This is a genomic window from Ectothiorhodospira sp. PHS-1 (assembly GCF_000225005.1).
Classification (GTDB): domain Bacteria; phylum Pseudomonadota; class Gammaproteobacteria; order Ectothiorhodospirales; family Ectothiorhodospiraceae; genus Ectothiorhodospira.
This window is the reverse complement of sequence record NZ_AGBG01000005.1, coordinates 103,567-124,052: the sequence shown is the minus strand read 5'-3', so window position 1 is coordinate 124,052 and position 20,486 is coordinate 103,567. Positions and strand designations below refer to the sequence as shown.

Genomic DNA, 20,486 nt, shown 5'->3' with positions numbered 1-20,486 from the left:
GGCAGGTGAAGGAGCGTATTCAGGAACTGGAAAGAAGCCGTGCGTTGATGCGCTCCATCACCGAGTCGGCACGGGACGCGATCATCCTGATGGCGCCCGGTGGCCGGGTGGCCTTTTGGAATCCGGCAGCGGAAGCCCTGTTCGGCTACTCCCGGGAGGAGGCCGTGGGGCAGAATCTGCACGACATGATCGTACCCGGAGGCCTGCCGGGCATCAAAAGGCGCAAGTTGGTAAATATCGAGCGCAGCGGCTGCGGCACTGCCATGGGCCGGACCCTGGAGTTGCAGGCCCGCTGCAAGGACGACCGCGAGATCACGGTGGAGTTGTCCCTGTCCTCGCTGCATCTGGATACGGGCTGGCATGCACTGGGGATACTCCGTGACGTCACCGACCGCAAGCAGGCCGAGCGGCGACTGATGAAACTGACCGAGTGCCTTTCCAGCATGGGGCCGGATTTTGACGACAACGTGCGCAAGATCACCCAGCTGTGCGGGGAACTGTTCGGTAGCGATGCGGCTTTCTACAATCGTCTGGTTGCCGGCAGGCTCTGCAGCCTGGGCCATTGGAACCGTCCGCCGGATCTTCCCCTGGAAGATGATCCCGAAGGCCATGTCTGCCATGCACTGATCCAGGATGCCGGTCTGGAGTGCCTCATCATCGAGGATCTGGAGCGGTCCCCCTATGTCGAGACGGATCCGGCGATACGGCGTTATGGTCTCAAGGCCTATTTTGGCCACAAGGTGCATTGCCAAGGTAAGGCAGTAGGCTCCCTGTGCGTCGTGTTTGCGCGCAACTGTCGCCCGAGCGATGAAGAAGTGCGCCTGCTCACCCTGCTGGCGGCCGCCTTGGGCGCCGAGGAGGAACGTCACCTTGCCATGCAGCAGTGGCATGAGGCCAAGGAGCGGGCGGAGCAGGCAAACCGGGCCAAGTCCGAATTCCTGTCCCGCATGAGCCATGAACTCAGGACGCCCATGAACGCGGTACTGGGGTTTTCCCAGTTGCTGGAGGCGGATCCGGTACTGGGGGAGGAGCAGCGGGACAACGTGCGCGAGATCCTGCGCGGTGGTCGACACTTGCTGGAACTGATCAACGAGATTCTGGATCTGTCACGGCTGGAGGCCGGCAAGATCGAGCTGTCCCTGGAGCCGGTGGCCATGGCCTCCGTCCTGACGGAGTGCGTCATGTTGCTGCGCCCCCTGGCGGACGAACGGCGGATACATCTGCACCTGAACTGCCCCGAGGGACATGTGGTGATGGGGGATCGCATCCGGCTCAAGCAGGTGCTGATCAACCTCATGTCCAATGCCATCAAGTACAACCGCCCGGAAGGCGGCGAGGTGTGGTTGGAGACCCGTCAGGACACCGTGGCGGAGACGATCCGGGTGAGCGTGGCCGATACCGGTCCGGGCATTGATCCCGCCCGCCTGGACGAGCTGTTTGAACCCTTCAACCGCCTGGGGCAGGATGACGACGGGTCGATCACCGAGGGGACGGGCATCGGTCTGAGCATCGCCCTACGTCTGACGGAATTGATGGGTGGCCGCATTGAAGCGGAGCCCCGGCCGGGCGGTGGGAGCGTGTTCTGGTTCGAGTTGCCGGTGGCGTTGGAGGCGCCTTCGCCGGGGGCGTCGACAGGCAACGACGGTGCCCCGCATTCCTCCCGGGATGACGGCTTGCATCACTGCGTCCTGCATGTGGACGACAATCCGGCCAACCTGCGCCTGGTGACACAGATCCTGGCCAGGTATCCGGGCATTCGTCTGTTGCAGGCGCCCAGCGCCGATCTGGGGCTGGCTCTGGCCCGCAGCCATCGGCCGGATCTGATCATTCTGGACATCAACATGCCGGGTATGGACGGATATCGGATGTTGGAGTGCCTGCGGACGGATGTGCAGACGGCGTCAACGCCTGTTTTTGCCCTGACCGCCAATGCCACCCAGCGGGATGTGATCCGTGGGAAAGCCGCTGGTTTCGATGAATATCTGACCAAGCCCCTGGACATCCCGGCCTTCGTGTCCCTGCTGGATCGACACCTGTTTTCCGGATCGGCGCCGGGGACAGGCAGGACCACATCCAACAGGGAACTCTCATGATGCCGCGCCCCGTTTCACCGGTGGCGGATCAGGCCCTTTACCTGATCCTGCCGGGCCTGCTGATGCGCGTTGCCCGGTGGCAGGCCGACTATGGCGGCCTGGGACGCTATCCCGCGCTGGAATGGTTGTGGTCGCGTGGCCGGCCGGTCGAGTCCTGCGCGGATGCCCTGGAAACCCTGTTGTGCCGGCATTTCGGCGCCGGTGCCGATGCCCCCATGGGCGCCCTGACCCGGCTGGCCGTCACCGACGGCGTGCCCGAAGGGTACTGGCTCTGTGCCGACCCGGTGCATTTGACGGTGGGCATGGATGATCTGATCCTTTCCCGGGCTGTCGGCCCGTCGCTGACCGACGCGGAGAGCGATTCCCTGGTCGCCCGGATCAATGATCATTTTCAGGCGCGCCCCTGGACGTTGCACGCCACCGCCCCCGGGCAATGGCATCTGTACCTGGAGGCGGACCCGGGGTTGACCACGGTGCCCCTTTCCCGTGCCATGGGACAGCGGGTGGGGGGGCTGTTGCCCCGGGAGGGTGCCGCCGCTCGGGACTGGCAACGGGATCTGACGGAATTGCAGATGCTGCTGTTCGGCGCGCCGGCGAACGAGGCCCGGGAGGCCCGGGGCGAGGCCCCGGTGAACAGCCTGTGGCTCTGGGGCGGCGGCCGCTGGCCCAACCCACCACCGCCGGGGAGATGGGCGGCGGCCCACGGACGCGGCCCGCTGCTGGAAGGGCTGTGCCGCTGGACCGGGACGCCCCTGCATCCCCCACCGGACACCGCCGCGGCATGGCGGACCTCCGGGCCGGTGCTGGTGGTGCTGGAAGACCTTTTTGCGGCCGCCGTCGCGGATGACCTGGAGGCCTGGATGCACGCCCTGGCCGCTCTGGAGCAGGCCTGGTTCGAACCCTTGTGTCAGGGCCTGGGGCGGGGCCGGTTCCGGCACCTGGTGATCCAGGGTGAGGATGGCCGGGGAGTATGGCTGGATGGCCGGGCGCGCTGGCGCTGGTGGCGGCGACCCCGTCCGTTCGGCGAATGCCATGGGGTCGCCGACTCGGAGCACGCCCCATGAAGGCCGCCCGCAGGCTGGAACGGGCGCGGGCCGCGGTCGACGGCGCCGACCTTCTGACCCGGCTCTATGCCAATCGGGGTGTCATGGACCCGGCGGAATTGGATCACTCCCTGTCCCGCCTGACCCCGTTCCGTGCCCTGGGCGGAATCGACCGGGCCACGGCCTTGCTGGCCCAGGCCCTGGCCGAGGGACAGCGGATCCTGGTGGTGGGGGATTTCGATGCCGACGGCGCCACCAGCACTGCCCTGGCCCTGCGCGCCCTGCGGGCCATGGGGGCGGCGGCAGTGGATTATCTGGTGCCCAACCGGTTCGAGTACGGCTACGGACTGACGCCGGAGATCGTGGCGGTGGCCGCGGGCCGGGGGCCGGACCTGATCATCACCGTGGACAACGGCATCTCCAGTCTGGACGGGGTGATGGCGGCCCGGGACCGGGGCATGCGGGTGCTGGTGACGGATCATCACCTGCCCGGGGCGCGGCTGCCCGAGGCCGAGGCCATCGTCAATCCCAACCTGGCCGATGACCCCTTTCCCAGCAAGGCCCTGGCCGGGGTCGGGGTGATCTTCTACGTGATGGCGGCCCTGCGCGCCCACCTGCGCGAGCAGGGCTGGTTCCAGCACCGGGGCATCCCCGAGCCCAACCTGGGCAATCTGCTGGATCTGGTGGCCCTGGGCACCGTGGCGGACGTGGTGCCCCTGGATCGCAACAATCGCATCCTGGTGGAGCAGGGGTTGCGGCGCATGCGGGCCGGGCAGGCGGCGCCGGGGATCCTGGCCTTGCTGCAGGTGGCGGGCCGCAATCCGGCCCGGGCGGTGGCCACGGACCTGGGGTTTGCCGCCGGGCCGCGCCTGAATGCGGCCGGGCGCATGGACGATATGGGTATCGGTATCGAATGTCTGCTCACCGATGATCCGGTGCGCGCCCTGACCCTGGCGCAGGCCCTGGACGACCTGAACCGGGATCGCCGTGAGGTGGAGGCGCAGATGCAGGATCAGGCCCTGGACGGCCTGAGTCGGCTGCTGGAAGGCGGGCTGACGGGGACGGCGGGTCACGGCCTGTGCCTGTATGAACCGACCTGGCATCAGGGGGTGATCGGCATCGTGGCCTCCCGCATCAAGGACCGGGTGCACCGGCCGGTGATTGCCTTCGCCGATGCCGGTGACGGTCTGCTCAAGGGGTCGGCCCGCTCCATCCCCGGGCTGCATGTCCGGGATGCCCTGGATGCCATTGCCACGGCCCATCCGGGCCTGGTGAGCAAGTTCGGCGGCCATGCCATGGCGGCGGGTCTGAGCCTGCCGGTGGCGCATTTCGAGACCTTCCGGCGGGTGTTTGACGAGACCGTGCGCCGGCGCGTCGATCCGGCGGCGCTGGAAGGGGTGGTCCTCAGCGACGGCCCGCTGGCCCCCCATGAGCTGACCCTGGAGGCCGCCGAGGCCCTGCGCGCCGGGGGACCCTGGGGGCAGGGTTTCCCGGAACCCCTGTTCGACGGGGAGTTCCTGGTGCTGGAGCGACGCTGGCTCAAGGGCAGGCATCTGCGCCTGCGCCTGCGCCATCCCGAAGGGGGGGAAGCGATCACCGGCATTGCCTTCAACGCCGACCCGGATGACTGGCCGGAGGACCGGGACCGGATGCACCTGGCCTATCGTCTGGACAGCAACGAGTACCGGGGCCTGTGCTCGGTCCAGATGATGGTGGAGCACGTCTTCTGAGCGCTACATCCCCGCCATCCGCAGCACCAGGGTGGCCACGGCGAAGTACATCACGATGCCGGCCACGTCCACCACCGAGGTCACCAGGGGGGCGCTGGCGGTGGCCGGGTCCAGCCTGAACCGGGCCAGGATGAAGGGCAGTACCATGCCGAACATGCTGCCGGTGATGACCACCAGCACCATGGAGATGGCGATGGCGATGGCCACTTCCGTGCCCCCCAGCCACAGACCGATGAGCCAGACCGCCAGTCCCAGGGTGGTGCCCAGGCCCAGGGCCACCACCAACTCCTTGGCCCAGAGCCGGAACCAGTCCCGGGCCTGGACATCGCCGGTGGCCAGGGCGCGCACCATCAGGGTGGAGGCCTGGGCCCCCGCGTTGCCGCCGGAGGCGATGACCATGGGCAGGAAGAACACCAGGGCCACCACCTTCTCGATGGCCGCCTCGAAGAAGGCGATGGCGGCCCCGCTCATGATGTTCACCACCACCAGGATCACCAGCCAGCCGATGCGCTTACGGTAAAGCATGCCGGCGGTGGCATCCTTCACGCTCAGGTTGAGCACGCCCACCGAGCCCATCTTGTGAAAGTCCTCGGTGTCTTCCTTCTCCACCACGTCCATGACGTCGTCCACGGTGATGATGCCCGCCAGGATGTTGTCCTCGTCGACCACCGGCAGGGCCTGCAGGTCATAGTGGCCGATCAGGCGGGCTGCCTCTTCCCGGTCTTCCTGGGTGTGGATGCGGATCACATCCCGGTGGTAGTGCTGTTCCACTCGGGTCCGGGGACGGGAGAGCAGCAGGTCCTGGAGGCTGATCCAGCCCAGCAGGCGACCCGCGTCATCGGTGATGAACAGGGTGTTGAGGGTCTCCCCCACATGGGCCTGTTCACGCACATGATCCAGGGCCTCGCGCACGGTCCAGGCAGGGGAGAGGGCCACGAACTCCGGCGTCATGAGACGGCCGGCGCTGTGCTCCGGGAAGGCCAGCAGGGCCTTGAGCACCTGCTGGTCCGCCTCCGGCAGCATCTCCATCAGGGAGTCGGTGTGTTCATCCGGGAGTTCGTCCAGGATGGCGGCGGCATCGTCGTAGGACAGTTCACCGATGAGGCGCGTCTTTTCCTCGTCGGTGAGATCCTCCAGCAGCTCGGTCTGAAGGCCGGTATCCAGGTAGGCATAGACCGAGGAGGCCCGCTCCGGCGGCAGCAACTGCATCAGCCGCACCCGTTCGGCCCGCGCCAGTCCGGGCAGGGCATGGGCGATGTCCGGCTCCGCCAGATCCGCCAGCAGGGCCTGGATGCACTCCCAGTCCTGTTCCACCAGCAGGGCGGGTAGATCGGCCAGGCCGGGGCGTTCCAGGGTGGCAGTCTCGGTCATGTCACAGGCCTCCACCGGTGGCGGGCAGGTTCAGAATCGCCACGGCCAGGCTGAAATAGATCAGGATGCCGGCCACGTCCGCCACCGAGGTCACCAGGGGGGCGCTGGCGGTGGCCGGGTCCAGGCGCGCCAGGCTGAGGATGAAGGGCAGTATCATTCCCACCATGCTGCCCACCACCACCACCATGGCCATGGCCATGGCCACCAGCAGGGCGATCTCGGGGCCGCCCCGCCACAGGCCCACTGCCGAGACGGCAATGCCCATGGTCAGGCCCAGGGAGGTGGCCACCAACAGCTCCTTGCCCCAGAGCCGGAACCAGTCGGAGGATTTCACGTCTCCCGTGGCCATGGCCCGGACCATCAGGGTGGAGGCCTGGGCCCCCGCGTTGCCGCCGGAGGCGATGATCAGGGGCAGGAAGAACACCAGCACCACCACCGCCGAGATGGTGTCCTCGAAACTGGCGATGGCGATGCCGCCGAACATGTTCAGGAACACCAGCACCAGCAGCCAGCCGATGCGCTTGCGGTAGAGCAGCGAAGGCCGGGCATCCCGCAGGCTCAGGTTGAGGGCGCCCACCGAGCCCAGCTTGTGGAAGTCCTCGGTGGTTTCTTCCTTCACCACGTCCATCACGTCATCCACGGTGACGATGCCCAGCAGCACCCCGTCATCGTCGGTGACCGGCAGCACTTCCAGGTCATAGTGCTGGATCAACCGGACCGCCTCGGCCCGATCCGCGTTGACGGAAAGGGTGATCATGGGCTCGGTGCCCAGGCTGGAGACCGGCTCGTCGGCCCGGCCCATGACGAAACGCCCCAGGGGAATGCTGGTCAGCAGGCGACGCTCGTCATCGATGACGAAGATCACGTTGGCCATCTCGCCCCGTGCCTTCTGCACCCGGATGAAGTCCAGACTGTCCTGGATGGACCAGTCCGCCGCCACGGCGACGAACTCGGGGGTCATCAGGCGCCCGACGCTGTTATCCGGGTAGTCCAGCAGGGTGAGGGCACGGCGGATGGCGCGAAAGGGCAACAGCCGCAGCAGCCGGCGCACCTCGTCCCGGGGCAGATCCTCCAGCAGGGCGGTGAGGTCGTCGGGCAGCATCTCCGACAGGATATGGCGGGCATCGGCCTGGGCGATGCGGTCCAGCAGGGCGTGCTGGTGATGGGGATCCAGGTAGGAAAAGACGTCCACCTTGCGGCCGCGGGCAAGGGCGTTGAAAACCCGTTCCACGGCATCATCTTCCAGGGCCATCAGCACATGGGCGATGTCCTGGATGCGCATGGAGTCCAGGGTACGGCGCAGGGCCTCGTGATCGTCCCGCGCCAGGAGTTCGCGGATCTCGGGCAGGTATTGTTCGAATTCCAACTCCATCGGCAGCCTCCGCCAAGGACACACTCCATCCGCGGCAACGGATGGCACGGGGGAGGGTCGCTCAAGCGATGCGTGTTACGGGAACCGGGGACGGCGCCATGGGCATCGGCCGCCTCTGGGTGCAGGGCGGTCGATTATAGCAATCCGTCCGGCGCTACGGAATGTCTCGTGACAGCCCGTCAACCCGGGCGCCGTGACTGACTTCGCCGTAAAGCGCCAGCATGCGCGCGGCCATCTCTGGCGCACTCCAGGCCAGGGCACATTACCCTTGCATCTGCCGGTGCAGGGGCGGGTAATGGAGATCCGGGCGGTGCGTCCGGATCAGGAGATGGATCTTTCGGTGCGTTACTGGGAAGGGGCGGTGGATGTGCTGGAGGCAGGCGAGGTGACCGGACGGGGCTATGTGGAGATGACGGGGTATTGAGGTACTTTCAGCCGCTGTTTTTGGTATGGTCGGCTGTGACGACTGCCATCGGGAGGTTTCATGGACAAGGGGTATGCAAGACATTACGGCAAGATCATCCGGATCTGGGATCTGCCCACTCGGCTCTTTCACTGGTCCCTGGTGATCCTGCTGTTCGGGCTGTGGTACACCAGCCGGGACGTGATGACCCTGCATTGGCACATGTGGCTGGGATACGCACTGATCGCCCTGCTGCTGTTCCGGATCCTCTGGGGGGTGATGGGGACCCGGTCGGCCCGCTTCTCGGATTTTCTCGCCGGTCCGGTGACGGTGTTCCAGTATTTCAAGGGCCTGTTCACCGGCGACGGCCATCGGCATCCCGGTCACAATCCCATGGGGGGCTGGGCGGTGATGATCATGCTGGGCCTTTTGATGTTCCAGTCCTTCACCGGTCTGTTTGCCAATGATCAGATCTTCAACCGGGGACCCTTCGCCCGCATGGTGTCTTCGTCCACCAGTGACTGGCTGACCGGTCTGCACAAGCTCAACTTCGACCTGATCCTGATCATGGTGGGCATCCATGTCACGGCCGTGCTGCTGTACTGGCTGCTGAAGCGGGATAACCTGATCCTGCCCATGATCACCGGGCGCAAGCGGGTGACCTGGTACGGGGCCGAGGATGTGAAGTTTGCCAACGTGTGGTGGGCGGTGCTGCTGCTGGCGGTCTGTTCCGCTCTGGTGTGGGCGGGGATCACCTACATTCCCTGATGCCGGAGGGTTTCCCCTCGGGCATGGCAGGGGGGCGGCCCCCCTGCCTCCCGGATCAGCGGCGGGAAATCCGGAAATCATCGTGACAGGTCCGGCAGGCCTGACCCAGGCGACCGATCTCCATGCGGATCTCGCGCTCGCCGGCATCACTGTTCACCACCTCCAGCAGACGGGCGGCCTGAGCCTCGAAATTGCGGGCCAGCTCATCGAAGCGGGCGCGGTTGGTCCACACTTCCGGCTTGGAGGCGGTGTCACCCAGATCGGAACCGTCCACATAACCCTGCCAGGGCAGATCGGCGGTGCGGGCCATCTGTTCGGCATGCTTGGCCAGGACCTCGCGGTCAAAGGGTCTGTCGCCCTGGGCCATGGCGCCCATGGGCCCCATGTTCCACTTGAAGACCTGGAACACGGCCTTGCGATACTCGATGGCATCATCCGCTTCCACGGCCCACGCGGTACCCGCGGCCAAAGTCAGTGCCAGTCCGGCGATCAGTGCCCTTGCTGTGGTCTTCATGGTGTCGTCTCTCCATTGTTACTGAATCAGCGAGGGGCAAGTCTATCAATTCCTTCTAAGTATGTAACGCCCGATACAGATCCATGACCGGACCCTGTTCAAGTAATGCCCGTGTTGGCCGACATTGTCTATGATCGTTCTTTTGCCTTGGAGGAGCGATCTCCTCCAGGTCAAAGGCAGCCACACTCAAGGAGCATGTCATGGGAATCCATCTGACCGTCCGCCAGCGCCTCATTTTCATGATCCTGACAGGCATCCTCCTGATGGCGGGTGTCGCGTTCGTGGGGCTGATGGGCATGACTCAGGTGGAACGACAGCTCAAGACCGTTTACGACGACAGGCTGGTGCCTATGGGACAGTTGGGATCCATCAGCGAAATGCTGATGAGTTCCCGCATGAGCCTGCGGATGGCACTGAGTGACCCCAGGCAGGAAGTGATCGACGCAGCCATCGCCCGGGTCCGGGAGAATCAGCGGGCCATGGACGGGATCTGGGCGGAGTACATGCAGACTTATCTCACTCCCCGTGAAGCCCAGCTGGCGAGCAGTTTCGACGCCCGGCGCAGCGAGCTTCAGCGCCGGGGATTCGATCCGGTGGTGGGTGCCTTGCAATCCTGGAACTGGCAGGAAGGTGAGCGAATCGTGATGGGTGATCTGGCCGGCACTTATCAGCAGACCACGGACATTCTGCGGGAAATGATGAACCTTCAGCTGGAGGTGGGGCGGCAGGTTTACGATGAATCCCTGGTGTTTCACCAGCGCATTCAGAACGGAATGATACTGATCCTGTTGCTGGGTGTGTCCGTCACGGGGGCGACCGGGTGGTTCCTCATGAGACGGATCACTGCCTCCATGGACCAGTTGGTCACTGCCAGCGGTCGCATGGCCCAGGGGGATCTCCAGGTCAGGGTGCCGGTCGAAGGAAATGACGAACTGGCTCGGGTCGCTCGTGCCTTCAACGACATGGGGGACAGTTTCCGTAACATTCTGGGACAGGTGAGTGGTGCCGCCGCCCAGCTGGCGGCGGCATCGGAACAGCTTTCCACGGTGACGGATCAGACCTTGCGTCGCGTCGGTGAGCAGCAGTCCCAGACGGAATTGGTGGCCACGGCCATGAACGAGATGACGGCCACCGTGGTCGAGGTCGCTCGTAGTGCCTCGGAGGCATCGGCGGCCGCGGCGAAGGCCAACGACGAATCCCGCGAATCCCAGGCCATCTCGACCCAGGCCATCCGGGCCATCCAGGAACTGGCGGATGAGATCAGCCGCGCCGCCGACGTGATCCAGAAGCTGGAGGCGGACAGCGAGAAGATCGGGGCGGTGTTGGACGTCATCCAGGGCATTGCCGAGCAGACCAACCTGCTGGCCCTGAACGCGGCCATCGAGGCCGCCCGGGCCGGGGAGCAGGGACGCGGGTTTGCGGTGGTGGCGGACGAGGTGCGCACCCTGGCCAGCCGGACCCAGACCTCCACCCGGGAGATCGAGTCCATGATCAAGACGCTGCAGGATGGCGCCAGGGCCGCCGTGCAGGTGATGCAGTCGGGCCGCAAGCGGGCGGAGGACACCTCGGCCGGAGCCGGCGAGGCGGACAAGTCCCTGCGCACCATCGTCGCCGCGGTGGGCACCATCACCGACATGAGCGGACAGATCGCCAGCGCGGCGGAGGAACAGAGCGTCGTGGCCGAGGACATCAACCAGAATGTGGTGCGCATCAGCGAGAGCGGTCATGACGTCTCCTCCGGGGCCCAGGAAACCGCCCAGGCCGCCCATGATCTGGCCCGTCTGGCGGCCGAACTCAGGAGTTCGGTGGAGCGATTCAGGATTTAGCCGTGGCTGTATTCCGACCGCGCAACTGGGTATGCTTGCGGGATGAACATACGCTGCATCACCTTCGACCTGGATGACACCCTGTGGGACTGTGCCCCGGTGATCCAGAACGCGGAACGGGTCTTTCATGACTGGCTCGGGGTTCACTATCCACGCATTGCCGAGCGTCATGGCCTGGAGGCCATGATCCGTCACCGTCAGGCCTGGTTTGCCGAACGCCGGCACCTGCACTACGACATGACCCGGCTGCGCAAGCACTGGTTGCGCATCCTGGCGGCCCAGTCGGGCTATGGGGACGAACTGGTGGAACCGGCGTTCCGGGTGTTCTGGGAGGCCCGCAACCAGGTGTCCCTCTACGATGACGTGCTGGAGACCCTGGATCGTCTGCGGGGGCATTTCCGCATCGGCGCCATCACCAACGGCAATGCCTGCGTGCATCACATCGGCATCGGTGATCGGTTCGATTTCGTGATCACCTCCGCTGCCGCCGGGGCCGCCAAGCCATCGGCGCGGATTTTCACCGCCGCCCTGGACGAGGCCGGCGTGGCTGCGTCCGAGACCCTGCACGTGGGGGATGACGCGGAGCGGGATGTGCGTGGCGCGGCCCGGGTGGGGATGCGTACCGCCTGGGTCAATCCCCGTTCCCTGGCCTGGGAGAGCGGCGGCTCGCCACCGGATCTGACCCTGCGGTCGGTGTCGGAACTGCCGGCCCGGCTGTTGCCTCGCTGAGACGTCCGGCTATTCCAGCACCGCCTCCAGCACCGTCCATACCGTGTCCAGCATGATCGGCTGGGCCTCGGCGGTGGGGTGGATGCCGTCCGCCTGCATCAGGTCCGGCTCCAGGGCCACCCCCTCCAGCAGGAACGGCACCAGCGGAACCTGATATTCCTCGGCCAGTTCATGGTAGATCCGGTGGAACCTCTCGGTAAAATGTCTGCCCAAGTTGGGCGGCACCTGAATCCCCACCAGCAGTACCTGTGCGCCGCTGTCCCGGCTCAGTCGGATCATGCGGGACAGGTTCTCCCGGATTTCGCCCAGGGCGATGCCCCGCAATCCGTCATTGCCGCCAAGGCTGATGATCACCAGCTCGGGCTGGTGCCGTTCCAGGGCGCGGGGCAGGCGGGTCAGGCCGCCGCGGCTGGTCTCCCCGCTGATGCTGGCGTTGACCACGGTCCAGGCCTGACCGCTTTCCTCCAGGCGCCGTTCCAGCAGGGCCACCCAGCCCTGTTCCACGGGGATGCCCCAGGCAGCACTCAGGCTGTCACCCATGATCAGCAGGGCAGGACGTTCGGCCGCCGCCGCGGCGGGTAGGCACAACAAGCACAGAAAAAAAAGGAGTCGTGATCCCATGGTGTCTCAATCCTCTGCCGCCGTGGTGTCGGCAAGCGGTCTGGTCAAATCCGTTCATGGCCCGGGTGGTGAACTTGCCATTCTAAAGGGTGTGGACCTGACGGTGGCAAATGCCGAGGTGGTGGCCATCGTCGGTGCTTCCGGTTCGGGCAAGTCCACCCTGCTGGGCCTGCTGGCGGGGTTGGACCTGCCCACGGACGGCGAGGTTCAGTTGCTGGGGCGTTCCCTGGGCGGTCTTACCGAGGATCAGCGGGCCATGCTGCGGGCCGGTCAGGTGGGATTCGTGTTTCAGTCCTTCCAGCTGCTGCCGGCCCTGACCGCGCTGGAGAACGTGATGCTGACCCTGGAACTGTCCGGGCGGGCCGGGGATGCCCGGGCCGGTGCCATGGAGGCCCTGGAGCAGGTGGGCCTGGCCCGGCGAATGGCCCATTATCCCGGCCAGCTTTCCGGCGGCGAGCAGCAGCGGGTGGCCATCGCCCGGGCCTTTGCCGCCCATCCCCGGGTACTGTTTGCCGATGAACCCACCGGCAATCTGGACCAGCAGACCGGAGAACAGATCATCCGCCTGCTGTTCAATCTCAAGGCGGTCTACGGCACGGCCCTGGTGCTGGTGACCCATGACATGGCGCTGGCGGCCCGTTGCGAGCGTCGCTATCGGCTCAATGACGGCGTGCTGGAGGCGGCATGAACCAGGTGTTGCGGTATTCCTGGCTGTCCCTGGGACGGGAGTGGCGCGCCGGTGAGCTGCGCATCCTGGCCATGGCCCTGGTCATCGCGGTGGCGGCCGTCACCTCGGTCAGCTTCTTCACCGACCGGGTGCAGCGGGGCATGTCCCAGCAGGCCACCCAGTTGTTGGGAGGGGATCTGAGCATCACCTCGTCCGCCGCCCTGGCACCGGCCGTGACCCGGGAGGCCTCGCGCCTGGGACTGGAGACGGCCCGTCATGTGAGCTTCCCCAGCGTGGTCATGGCCGGTGATGACTCCCAGCTCACCGAGGTCAAGGCCGTCAGCGACGGCTGGCCGCTGCGGGGTTCGGTGCGGGTCAGTGATGTCCTCTTCGGGGACGAGCGGGAAAGCCGAGAGGTGCCCGGGCGGGGCGAGGCCTGGGCCGAACCCCGCCTTTTCCAGTTGCTGGGCCTGGCGGTGGGTGATCGATTGCAGGTGGGAGATCTGGAAATGACCCTGACCCGGGTCCTGACCTATGAGCCGGACCGGGGCGGAGACCTGTTTCAGCTGGGACCCCGGGTGCTGATTCATCTGGAGGACCTGGAAGCCACCGGGCTGGTGGTGCCTGGCAGCCGGGTGAGTCACCGCCTGCTGGTGGCCGGCACCGAATCCCAGGTGGCGGCGTTTCGTGACTGGGCCGGTGCGAACCTGACGGAGCGGGAGCGTCTGGAAGGGGTCGGTGATGCCCGACCCGAACTGCAGGGTGCCATCGCCCGGGGCGAGCAGTTTCTGGGGCTGGCGGCTCTGGTGGCGGTGCTGCTGGCGGGAGGCGCGGTGGCGGTGGCGGCCCGGCACTACAGCGATCGTCAGTCCGATGTGAGCGCCGTCATGCGGTGCCTGGGGGCGTCCCGGGCCTTCGTGCTACAGGTCTTCATCCTGCGCATCCTCTGGCTGGCCCTGCTGGCCAGTGCCGTGGGGCTGACGCTCGGCTTCCTGGCCCAGGGGTTCCTGGCGGCCCTGCTGGCTCAGTGGTTCCCGGGCACGTTGCCGTTGCCATCCCTGTGGCCGGCATTCACGGGTCTTGGGGTGGGGGTGGTCACCGCCCTGGGTTTTGGCCTGCCGGCCCTGTTACGGATCGGCCAGGTGCCGCCGCTGCGGGTGCTGCGGCGTGATCTGGGGGCGCCGCCCCCCGCCATGTGGCTGGCCCTGGTGCTGGCCCTGACCGCCCTGGGCAGTCTGTTGCTGTGGCAGGCGGGGGATGTACGGCTGGCGGCCTGGGTCCTGGGCGGTGCCGGTCTGACGGTGGTGATGCTGTGGGGCGCGGCCTGGGCGCTGGTGCTGGGACTCAAGCCCCTGCGCACCCGGGGCGGGGTGGCGCTGCGATTCGGTCTGGCCAACCTGTCCCGGCGCGGGGCCTTGAGCGCGGTCCAGCTGGCGGCCTTTGGTCTGGGGATCATGGCCCTGCTGTTGCTGGCGCTGGTGCGGGTGGATCTGCTTTCCAGCTGGGAGGGCAGCCTGCCGCCGGAGGCCCCCAATCACTTCATGATCAATGTCCAGCCGGACCAGGTGGAGCCCCTGCGGGCGCTGTTCGAGCGCGAGGGTCTGCCGGCGCCGACCTATTACCCCATGATCCGCGGGCGTCTGACGGCGGTGAACGACGAGCCGGTGCGTCCGGAGACGTTCGCCAACCCTCGGGCGGAGCGGCTGGCCTCCCGGGAGTTCAACCTCTCCTTTGCCCGTGATCCGCAGCCGGACAACCGGGTGGTGGCGGGGCAGTGGTGGTCAGACGACACCGACGGCCGGGAGTTTTCCATCGAGGAGGGTCTGGCACAAACCCTGGGCCTTACGCTGGGCGACGTGCTGGAATTCAATGTGTCCGGCGAGATCATGGCCGGCCGGGTCACCAGTCTGCGCAGCGTGGACTGGGATTCCTTCAACGTGAACTTCTTCGTGCTGTCACCGCCGGGCCCGCTGGAGGATCACCCCATGACCTATGTGACCAGCTTCCACCTGGCGGAGGGGCGTGCCGACCTGCTGACGGCGATGGTGAGGCAGTTCCCCAGCATCACCATCCTGGACGTGCGGGCCTTGATGCAGCAGGTGCGCGACATCATCGACCGGGCCAGTCTGGCGGTGGAATACGTGTTCCTGTTCACCCTGGCGGCGGGGGTGACCGTGCTCTACGCGGCCATTCACGCCACCCGGGATCTGCGTCGGCGTGAAAGTGCCATCCTGCGCACCCTGGGGGCCGGGCGGCGTCAGGTGTTGGTGGGCCTGCTGGCGGAATTTACCGTCATGGGCGCCCTGGCAGGCCTTCTGGCCAGCGCGGGTGCCAGCGGCATCGGCTGGGTGCTGGCCCGCCAGGTGTTCGATCTCTCCTATGTCTTCAACCCCTGGCTCTGGGTGCTGGGCATCGGCGGCGGTGCCCTGGGGGTGGGCCTGGCCGGCTGGCTGGGTGCCCGTTCCGTACTGCGCCAGCCGCCACTGCTCACCCTGCGTCAGCTCACTTGATAGCAATACCCATGGAAACTGCTGCCGGTGGGCGGAGATCGCCCCGGCAGCCACAGATGGATATACTCTGCGCCCATGCGTCATACCCGATACGACAAGTCATCCCTGGTTCACGAGTCCCGCGAAGCCCTGGTGGCGCGTTTCACGCCTCCCGGCGGGGGGACCGACGTGCGTCTTTCCATGGCCCTGACCCATGCCCTGGCCGAGCATGAGCGTCAGCCCCGGCAGCCCCATTGCCTGGATGTGGCCGAGAACCTGCGGGTACTGGGGGTGGACAAGGACACCCTGATCGCGGCCCTGTTGCTGGATGCCCATTTCGATGGCAGCCTTTCCGACGAGGATCTGTCCCGCCACTTCGGCGAGCCGGTGGCCCGGCTGGTGAAGAACGTGCATCTGCTCACCACCTTCCGCAGTGCTCCGGGTCAACTGGACGGCGCCCCTGAGCAGGCCGAGCGGTTGCGCCGCATGTTGCTGGCGATGGTGGATGATGTGCGGGCGGTGCTCATCAAGCTGGCCTATCGCCTGCAGCATCTGCGCCTGATGTCCCAGGAGCCGGATGCCCTGGCCCGGGCCTACGCCCGGGAGACCCAGGAAATCTTCACCCCCCTGGCCAACCGTCTGGGCGTGGCCCAGGTCAAGTGGGAGATGGAGGACCTGGCCTTCCGCATCCAGGACCCGGATCACTACCGCATGGTGGCCAAGCTGCTGGAAGAAAGCCGGCTGGAGCGGGAACAGTACATTCAGGACTTCACCGAGCGTCTGCGTCGGGCGCTGGCGGAGGAGCAGGTGGAAGGAGAGGTGCGGGGGCGGCCCAAGCACATCTACAGCATCTGGAAGAAGATGGACCGCAAGCAGCTGGAGTTCCAGGATCTGTACGACCTGCGGGCGGTGCGGGTGATCGTCGACAAGGTCGCCACCTGCTACGCGGTGCTGGGGGTGGTGCATAGCCGCTGGCCCCATATACCCAAGGAGTTTGACGACTACATCGCCAATCCCAAGGACAACGGCTATCAATCCCTGCACACGGCGGTCATCGGCCCCAATGGCAAGGTGGTGGAGGTACAGATCCGCACCCGCGACATGGACGCCTTCGCCGAACTGGGAGTGGCCGCCCATTGGCGCTACAAGGAAGGCGGACGGGAGGACCAGGCCCTGATGCGCGCCATCGCCTCCCTCCGACGCCTGCTGGAGCACCAGGAGGATGACCGGGAACTGCTGGAGGACTTCCGCTCCGAGCTGTTCCAGGACCGGGTCTTCGTGCTGACCCCCAGGGGGGATGTGGTGGATCTGCCCAAGGGCTCCACCCCACTGGATTTTGCCTATGCCATCCACACCGAGGTGGGCCATCGCTGCCGGGGCGCCAAGGTCAACGGACGCATCGTGCCACTGACCCACGAGCTGCGCTCCGGCGAACGGGTCGAGGTTCTCACCACCCGTCAGGGCGGCCCCAGCCGGGACTGGATGAATCCCAACATGGGGTATCTGCGCACCTCCCGGGCGCGGTCGAAGGCACGCAGCTGGTTCAAGCTCCAGGATCATGACAAGAACCTCCAGGAAGGACGCCAGATCCTGGAACGGGAGGCCCATCGCCAGGGCGTTGCCGAACCCGATATGGAGGAACTGATCCGGCGCTTCCACCAGCCCAGCCGGGAGGAGCTGCTGGTGGCCATCGGCGCCGGCGAGATCACGCCGGCCCAGCTTTCCAGTGCCCTGCAGGTGCCCATCACCCTGACCGCCGAGGAAACCCTCATGGGGCGGCGCAGCCGCCGTCCCACGGACAAGGGCGGCAGCGGCGAAAAAGGGATCCAGATCCGGGGCGTGGGCAATCTGCTCACCCAGGTGGCCCGCTGCTGCCGTCCGGTGCCGGGGGATCCCATTGTCGGTTTCATCACCCGGGGCAAGGGTGTCACCATTCATCGGCGGGACTGTGTCAATATCCTGCGCATGCCCACAGAAAAGCGCTATCGCCTGGTGGAGGTGAGCTGGGGCGAGGAACGCCAGGCCTACCCGGTGGTGGTGCATGTGGAGGCCTTTGATCGTCAGGGATTGTTGCGGGACATCACCCAGGTGCTGGCCAATGATCGGGTCAATGTCCTGGCCGCCTCCACCCGTACCGACCCGGCGGAGCGCACCGTGACCATGGATTTGACCCTGGAGATCAACGATACGGGCCAACTCAGCACGGTGATGGACAAGATCGGCGCCCTGCCGAACATCTTTGCGGTGAGACGGGTGGCCACCGGCTAGCCGATGCATCTGGAGGAGCCGTTTGTGAAATCCCTTGACCGATCCTGCCGATATCCGGCCGCCCTGGCGTTGCTGGTGTTGCTGTCGGGCTGTGCCGCCGTCCCCGACATGCGGCCGCCGCCCCGCACGCCCGTCCCGGCGCCCGCGCCGGTACCGCAGGCCCCGGCTCCGATCCCGGCCCCGGCCCTCCAGCCGGAGGTGCGTGCTCCCCAGGCCCCGGTGATTGCCGGCGACACCCGGACCCAGCGTCCGTCCGCCGCCGAACCCGCGCGCCCGGTGCCGCCGGTCGCCGCCCGGCCCCAGCAGCCTCCCGCCGTGGTGGCCCTGGCCGGGGATGCGGACCGTCACATGGCCGCCGGTCAGCCCGAGCGTGCCGCCGCCGCCCTGGAGCGGGCCCTGCGCATTGCCCCGGACGATGCCCGGCTCTGGCACCAGCTGGCCATGGTGCGGCTGCACCAGGGGCAGGCGGACGAGGCGGAGAGCCTGGCCGCCAAGTCCAACGGTCTGGCCAGAAGTGATCGTGCCCTGCAGTCGGACAACTGGCGCATCATTGCCCAGGCCCGGCGTCTGCGGGGGGATGAACGGGGGGCCATGGAGGCCCTGGAGCGTGCCCGGGCGCTGCAACCGGGACGCACCGGATGACCGGTCCGGGCGAGGCGGCCGAATGGCTCGGGGATGACGGCCCCCTGGCGAATGCCATCGAGGGCTTTCGTGCCCGTCTGCCCCAGCAGCAGATGGCCGCCGCCGTGGCCCAGGCCCTGGAGGACCAGGATACTCTGGTGGTGGAAGCGGGGACCGGCGTGGGCAAGACCTTCGCTTATCTGGTGCCGGCCCTGCTCAGTGGTCGCAAGGTCATCGTCTCCACCGGTACCCGCAATCTGCAGGATCAACTGTTTCATAAGGACCTGCCCCTGATCTGCCGAACGCTGGGGCTGTCGGTGCGCTGTGCCCTGCTCAAGGGGCGTTCCAACTATTTGTGCCCCCATCGCCTGGGCCTGACCGTGGCCGAAGGCGCGCTGCTGGAGGCCCGCCTGCACGCCCCCCTGCGCCTGGTGGAACGCTGGGCGGCGGGAACCCGCACCGGAGATACCGCCGAACTGTCCCAACTGGCGGAGGACGCGGAGATCTGGCCTCGGGTGACCTCCACGGCGGACAACTGCCTGGGGACGGACTGTCCCGAGTATGCGGGGTGTTACGTGCTGAGGGCACGGCGTCGCGCCCAGGAGGCGGATCTGGTGGTGATCAATCACCACCTGCTGTTCGCGGACCTGGCACTCAAGGATGAGGGATTCGGCGAACTGCTGCCGGCGGCCGAGGCCTTCATCCTGGACGAGGCCCACCAGCTGCCGGAAGTGGCCGGCAACTTCTTCGGCGTCAGCCTCAGTGCCAGGCAGTTGCTGGAACTGGCCCGTGATACCGTCTCGGAGCAGGTGAACGAGGCCCCGGACATGCCCCAGCTGAGGGAGCGGGCGGATAGCCTGAGCAAGGCGGTGAAGGATTTCCGGCTGGCCATGGGGGAGGGCATGCGACGCGCCCCCTGGCCGGCGCTGGCGGCCACCCCCGGCATGGACGAAGCCTTGCAGCGGTTGCGCGCGGCCCTGCAGTCCCTGGCCGAGGCCCTGGAGGTGGCGGCGGAGCGGGGCAAGGGCCTGGAGGGCTGTGCCCGGCGTGTCCTGGATCTGCTCCAGCGTCTGGCCCTGTTCGACGGCCCCCAGGAAGATGCGGTGCAGTGGTACGAAACCTGGACCCGGACCTTCAGCCTGCATCTGACTCCGCTGGATGTGGCGGGACTGTTCCGCCAGCATCGCGGGGCCTGTGACAGCGCCTGGGTGTTCACATCGGCCACCCTGTCGGTGGATGGCCGTTTTGATCACTTCAACCGGCGCCTGGGCCTCGGGGTGCCCCGTGGCCTGCAGCTGGACAGCCCGTTTGATTATGCCGCCAATGCTCGGCTCTACATTCCCTCGGGACTGCCCGAACCCAATGACCCCGGTTATACGACGGCGGTGGCGCAGGCGGCCCTGCCGGTGATCGAGGCCAATCCGGGTGGCACCTTCATGCTGTTCACCAGTCACAAGGCCTTGCAGGCGGCCGCCGCCTGGCTGTCCCGACATCTGGATCGGCTCGTGCTGGTGCAGGGCACGGCGCCCCGGCAGGAGCTGGTGGCGCGCTTTCGCGAGGCGGGTAATGCAGTTCTGCTGGGGGCCCAGAGTTTCTGGGAAGGGGTGGATGTGCGGGGGCGGGCGCTCAGTTGCGTGATCATCGACCGTCTGCCCTTTGCCTCGCCCGGTGATCCGGTGCTGGAAGCCCGCATGGAGGCCATCCGTCGCGAGGGCGGCAGCCCCTTCACGTCGTTGCAGATTCCCCAAGCGGTGATCGCCCTCAAGCAGGGGGTGGGCCGCCTGATCCGTGACCCGGATGACAAGGGGCTGCTGGTGCTGTGTGATCCCCGTCTGCAGACCAAGTCCTATGGCCGTATCTTCATGAAAAGTCTGCCACCGGTGGGCCGGGTCCGGGATCTTGACCAGGCCCGTACCTTCTTGCAGGGTCTGGGCGAGCCGTCCTGCCCGCAAGCCTGAACCTTCAACCCGA

At 66.7% G+C, this 20,486-nt stretch carries 15 protein-coding genes and 1 pseudogene; 12 read left to right on the top strand and 4 right to left on the bottom strand.

Annotation, left to right across the window (positions count from 1 at the left end; all coding sequences use genetic code 11):
• The first annotated feature begins 5 nt into the window (after positions 1–5).
• Genes ECTPHS_RS13880 through recJ form a run of 3 tightly spaced genes read left to right on the top strand, consistent with a single transcriptional unit; the run spans position 6 to position 4,866 of the window.
• Positions 6–2,093: an ATP-binding protein gene (locus ECTPHS_RS13880; protein ID WP_168044635.1), complete on the top strand. Its 2,088-nt coding sequence runs from the start codon at positions 6–8 to the stop codon at positions 2,091–2,093.
• Positions 2,090–3,157: a hypothetical protein gene (locus tag ECTPHS_RS14520; protein ID WP_050814197.1), complete on the top strand. Its 1,068-nt coding sequence runs from the start codon at positions 2,090–2,092 to the stop codon at positions 3,155–3,157. The genes ECTPHS_RS13880 and ECTPHS_RS14520 overlap by 4 nt, the downstream gene beginning before the upstream one ends.
• On the top strand, positions 3,154–4,866 hold the full coding sequence (gene recJ / locus ECTPHS_RS03610) for a single-stranded-DNA-specific exonuclease RecJ (protein ID WP_008931326.1): 1,713 nt from the start codon (positions 3,154–3,156) through the stop codon (positions 4,864–4,866). The genes ECTPHS_RS14520 and recJ overlap by 4 nt, the downstream gene beginning before the upstream one ends.
• Positions 4,867–4,869: 3 nt before the next feature.
• On the opposite strand, the gene mgtE (ECTPHS_RS03605) is transcribed toward recJ, so the two are convergent.
• Both mgtE (ECTPHS_RS03605) and mgtE (ECTPHS_RS03600) read right to left on the bottom strand, forming a co-directional pair.
• Entirely contained in the window at positions 4,870–6,237 is a 1,368-nt protein-coding gene (gene mgtE, locus ECTPHS_RS03605; protein ID WP_008931325.1) for a magnesium transporter, read from the bottom strand.
• A gap of 1 nt (position 6,238) precedes the next feature.
• Positions 6,239–7,609: a magnesium transporter gene (gene mgtE / locus ECTPHS_RS03600; protein ID WP_008931324.1), complete on the bottom strand. Its 1,371-nt coding sequence runs from the start codon at positions 7,607–7,609 to the stop codon at positions 6,239–6,241.
• 238 nt (positions 7,610–7,847) lie between these two features.
• On the opposite strand from mgtE (ECTPHS_RS03600), the pseudogene ECTPHS_RS14160 reads away from it, so the two are divergent.
• Together ECTPHS_RS14160 and ECTPHS_RS03595 are read left to right on the top strand one after the other, a co-directional pair.
• Positions 7,848–8,033, top strand: a pseudogene (locus ECTPHS_RS14160) (lipocalin family protein); the annotation flags it as partial.
• Between the two features lie 60 nt (positions 8,034–8,093).
• Positions 8,094–8,780, top strand: a complete 687-nt coding sequence (locus ECTPHS_RS03595; protein ID WP_008931322.1) for a cytochrome b/b6 domain-containing protein — start codon at positions 8,094–8,096, stop codon at positions 8,778–8,780.
• Between the two features lie 55 nt (positions 8,781–8,835).
• Here ECTPHS_RS03595 and ECTPHS_RS03590 read toward each other — a convergent pair whose 3' ends face one another.
• Entirely contained in the window at positions 8,836–9,294 is a 459-nt protein-coding gene (locus tag ECTPHS_RS03590; RefSeq protein WP_008931321.1) for a cytochrome c, read from the bottom strand.
• A gap of 200 nt (positions 9,295–9,494) precedes the next feature.
• Between ECTPHS_RS03590 and ECTPHS_RS03585 the strand changes: the two genes are divergently transcribed.
• Complete coding sequence (locus tag ECTPHS_RS03585) at positions 9,495–11,120, top strand: methyl-accepting chemotaxis protein (RefSeq protein WP_008931320.1); 1,626 nt, start codon at positions 9,495–9,497, stop codon at positions 11,118–11,120.
• A gap of 42 nt (positions 11,121–11,162) precedes the next feature.
• Complete coding sequence (locus ECTPHS_RS03580; RefSeq protein WP_008931319.1) at positions 11,163–11,849, top strand: HAD family hydrolase; 687 nt, start codon at positions 11,163–11,165, stop codon at positions 11,847–11,849.
• A 9-nt stretch (positions 11,850–11,858) separates the two neighbouring features.
• Here the strand turns inward: ECTPHS_RS03580 and ECTPHS_RS03575 are convergent, their stop codons facing one another.
• Entirely contained in the window at positions 11,859–12,470 is a 612-nt protein-coding gene (locus tag ECTPHS_RS03575) for an arylesterase (RefSeq protein WP_008931318.1), read from the bottom strand.
• Between ECTPHS_RS03575 and ECTPHS_RS03570 the strand changes: the two genes are divergently transcribed.
• The 5 genes from ECTPHS_RS03570 (at position 12,469) to ECTPHS_RS03550 (ending at position 20,473) form a co-directional block, all read left to right on the top strand.
• On the top strand, positions 12,469–13,158 hold the full coding sequence (locus ECTPHS_RS03570; protein WP_008931317.1) for an ABC transporter ATP-binding protein: 690 nt from the start codon (positions 12,469–12,471) through the stop codon (positions 13,156–13,158). The two genes, ECTPHS_RS03575 and ECTPHS_RS03570, sit on opposite strands and share 2 nt — an antisense overlap.
• Positions 13,155–15,647, top strand: coding sequence for an ABC transporter permease (locus ECTPHS_RS03565; RefSeq protein WP_008931316.1), 2,493 nt, complete (start codon positions 13,155–13,157; stop codon positions 15,645–15,647). The genes ECTPHS_RS03570 and ECTPHS_RS03565 overlap by 4 nt, the downstream gene beginning before the upstream one ends.
• A gap of 75 nt (positions 15,648–15,722) precedes the next feature.
• Positions 15,723–17,894, top strand: a complete 2,172-nt coding sequence (gene relA / locus ECTPHS_RS03560; protein WP_008931315.1) for a GTP diphosphokinase — start codon at positions 15,723–15,725, stop codon at positions 17,892–17,894.
• A 24-nt stretch (positions 17,895–17,918) separates the two neighbouring features.
• Positions 17,919–18,536 (top strand): tetratricopeptide repeat protein, encoded by a 618-nt coding sequence (locus ECTPHS_RS03555; protein ID WP_246828302.1) that lies wholly within the window; start codon positions 17,919–17,921, stop codon positions 18,534–18,536.
• Positions 18,533–20,473, top strand: coding sequence for an ATP-dependent DNA helicase (locus ECTPHS_RS03550; protein WP_008931313.1), 1,941 nt, complete (start codon positions 18,533–18,535; stop codon positions 20,471–20,473). Before ECTPHS_RS03555 ends, ECTPHS_RS03550 begins: the two co-directional genes overlap by 4 nt.
• The last annotated feature ends 13 nt before the right edge of the window (positions 20,474–20,486 follow it).

Bases quoted from the DNA above. Each gene is read 5' to 3' on its own strand.
- ECTPHS_RS03585 (WP_008931320.1), top strand. From the start codon at position 9,495: ATGGGAATCCATCTGACCGTCCGCCAGCGCCTCATTTTCATGATCCTG.
- ECTPHS_RS03595 (WP_008931322.1), top strand. From the start codon at position 8,094: ATGGACAAGGGGTATGCAAGACATTACGGCAAGATCATCCGGATCTGG.
- ECTPHS_RS03580 (WP_008931319.1), top strand. From the start codon at position 11,163: ATGAACATACGCTGCATCACCTTCGACCTGGATGACACCCTGTGGGAC.
- ECTPHS_RS03570 (WP_008931317.1), top strand. From the start codon at position 12,469: ATGGTGTCTCAATCCTCTGCCGCCGTGGTGTCGGCAAGCGGTCTGGTC.
- ECTPHS_RS03575 (WP_008931318.1), bottom strand. From the start codon at position 12,470: ATGGGATCACGACTCCTTTTTTTTCTGTGCTTGTTGTGCCTACCCGCC.
- ECTPHS_RS03565 (WP_008931316.1), top strand. From the start codon at position 13,155: ATGAACCAGGTGTTGCGGTATTCCTGGCTGTCCCTGGGACGGGAGTGG.
- ECTPHS_RS14520 (WP_050814197.1), top strand. From the start codon at position 2,090: ATGATGCCGCGCCCCGTTTCACCGGTGGCGGATCAGGCCCTTTACCTG.
- ECTPHS_RS03550 (WP_008931313.1), top strand. From the start codon at position 18,533: ATGACCGGTCCGGGCGAGGCGGCCGAATGGCTCGGGGATGACGGCCCC.
- recJ (WP_008931326.1), top strand. From the start codon at position 3,154: ATGAAGGCCGCCCGCAGGCTGGAACGGGCGCGGGCCGCGGTCGACGGC.
- relA (WP_008931315.1), top strand. From the start codon at position 15,723: ATGCGTCATACCCGATACGACAAGTCATCCCTGGTTCACGAGTCCCGC.
- mgtE (WP_008931325.1), bottom strand. From the start codon at position 6,237: ATGACCGAGACTGCCACCCTGGAACGCCCCGGCCTGGCCGATCTACCC.
- mgtE (WP_008931324.1), bottom strand. From the start codon at position 7,609: ATGGAGTTGGAATTCGAACAATACCTGCCCGAGATCCGCGAACTCCTG.
- ECTPHS_RS03590 (WP_008931321.1), bottom strand. From the start codon at position 9,294: ATGAAGACCACAGCAAGGGCACTGATCGCCGGACTGGCACTGACTTTG.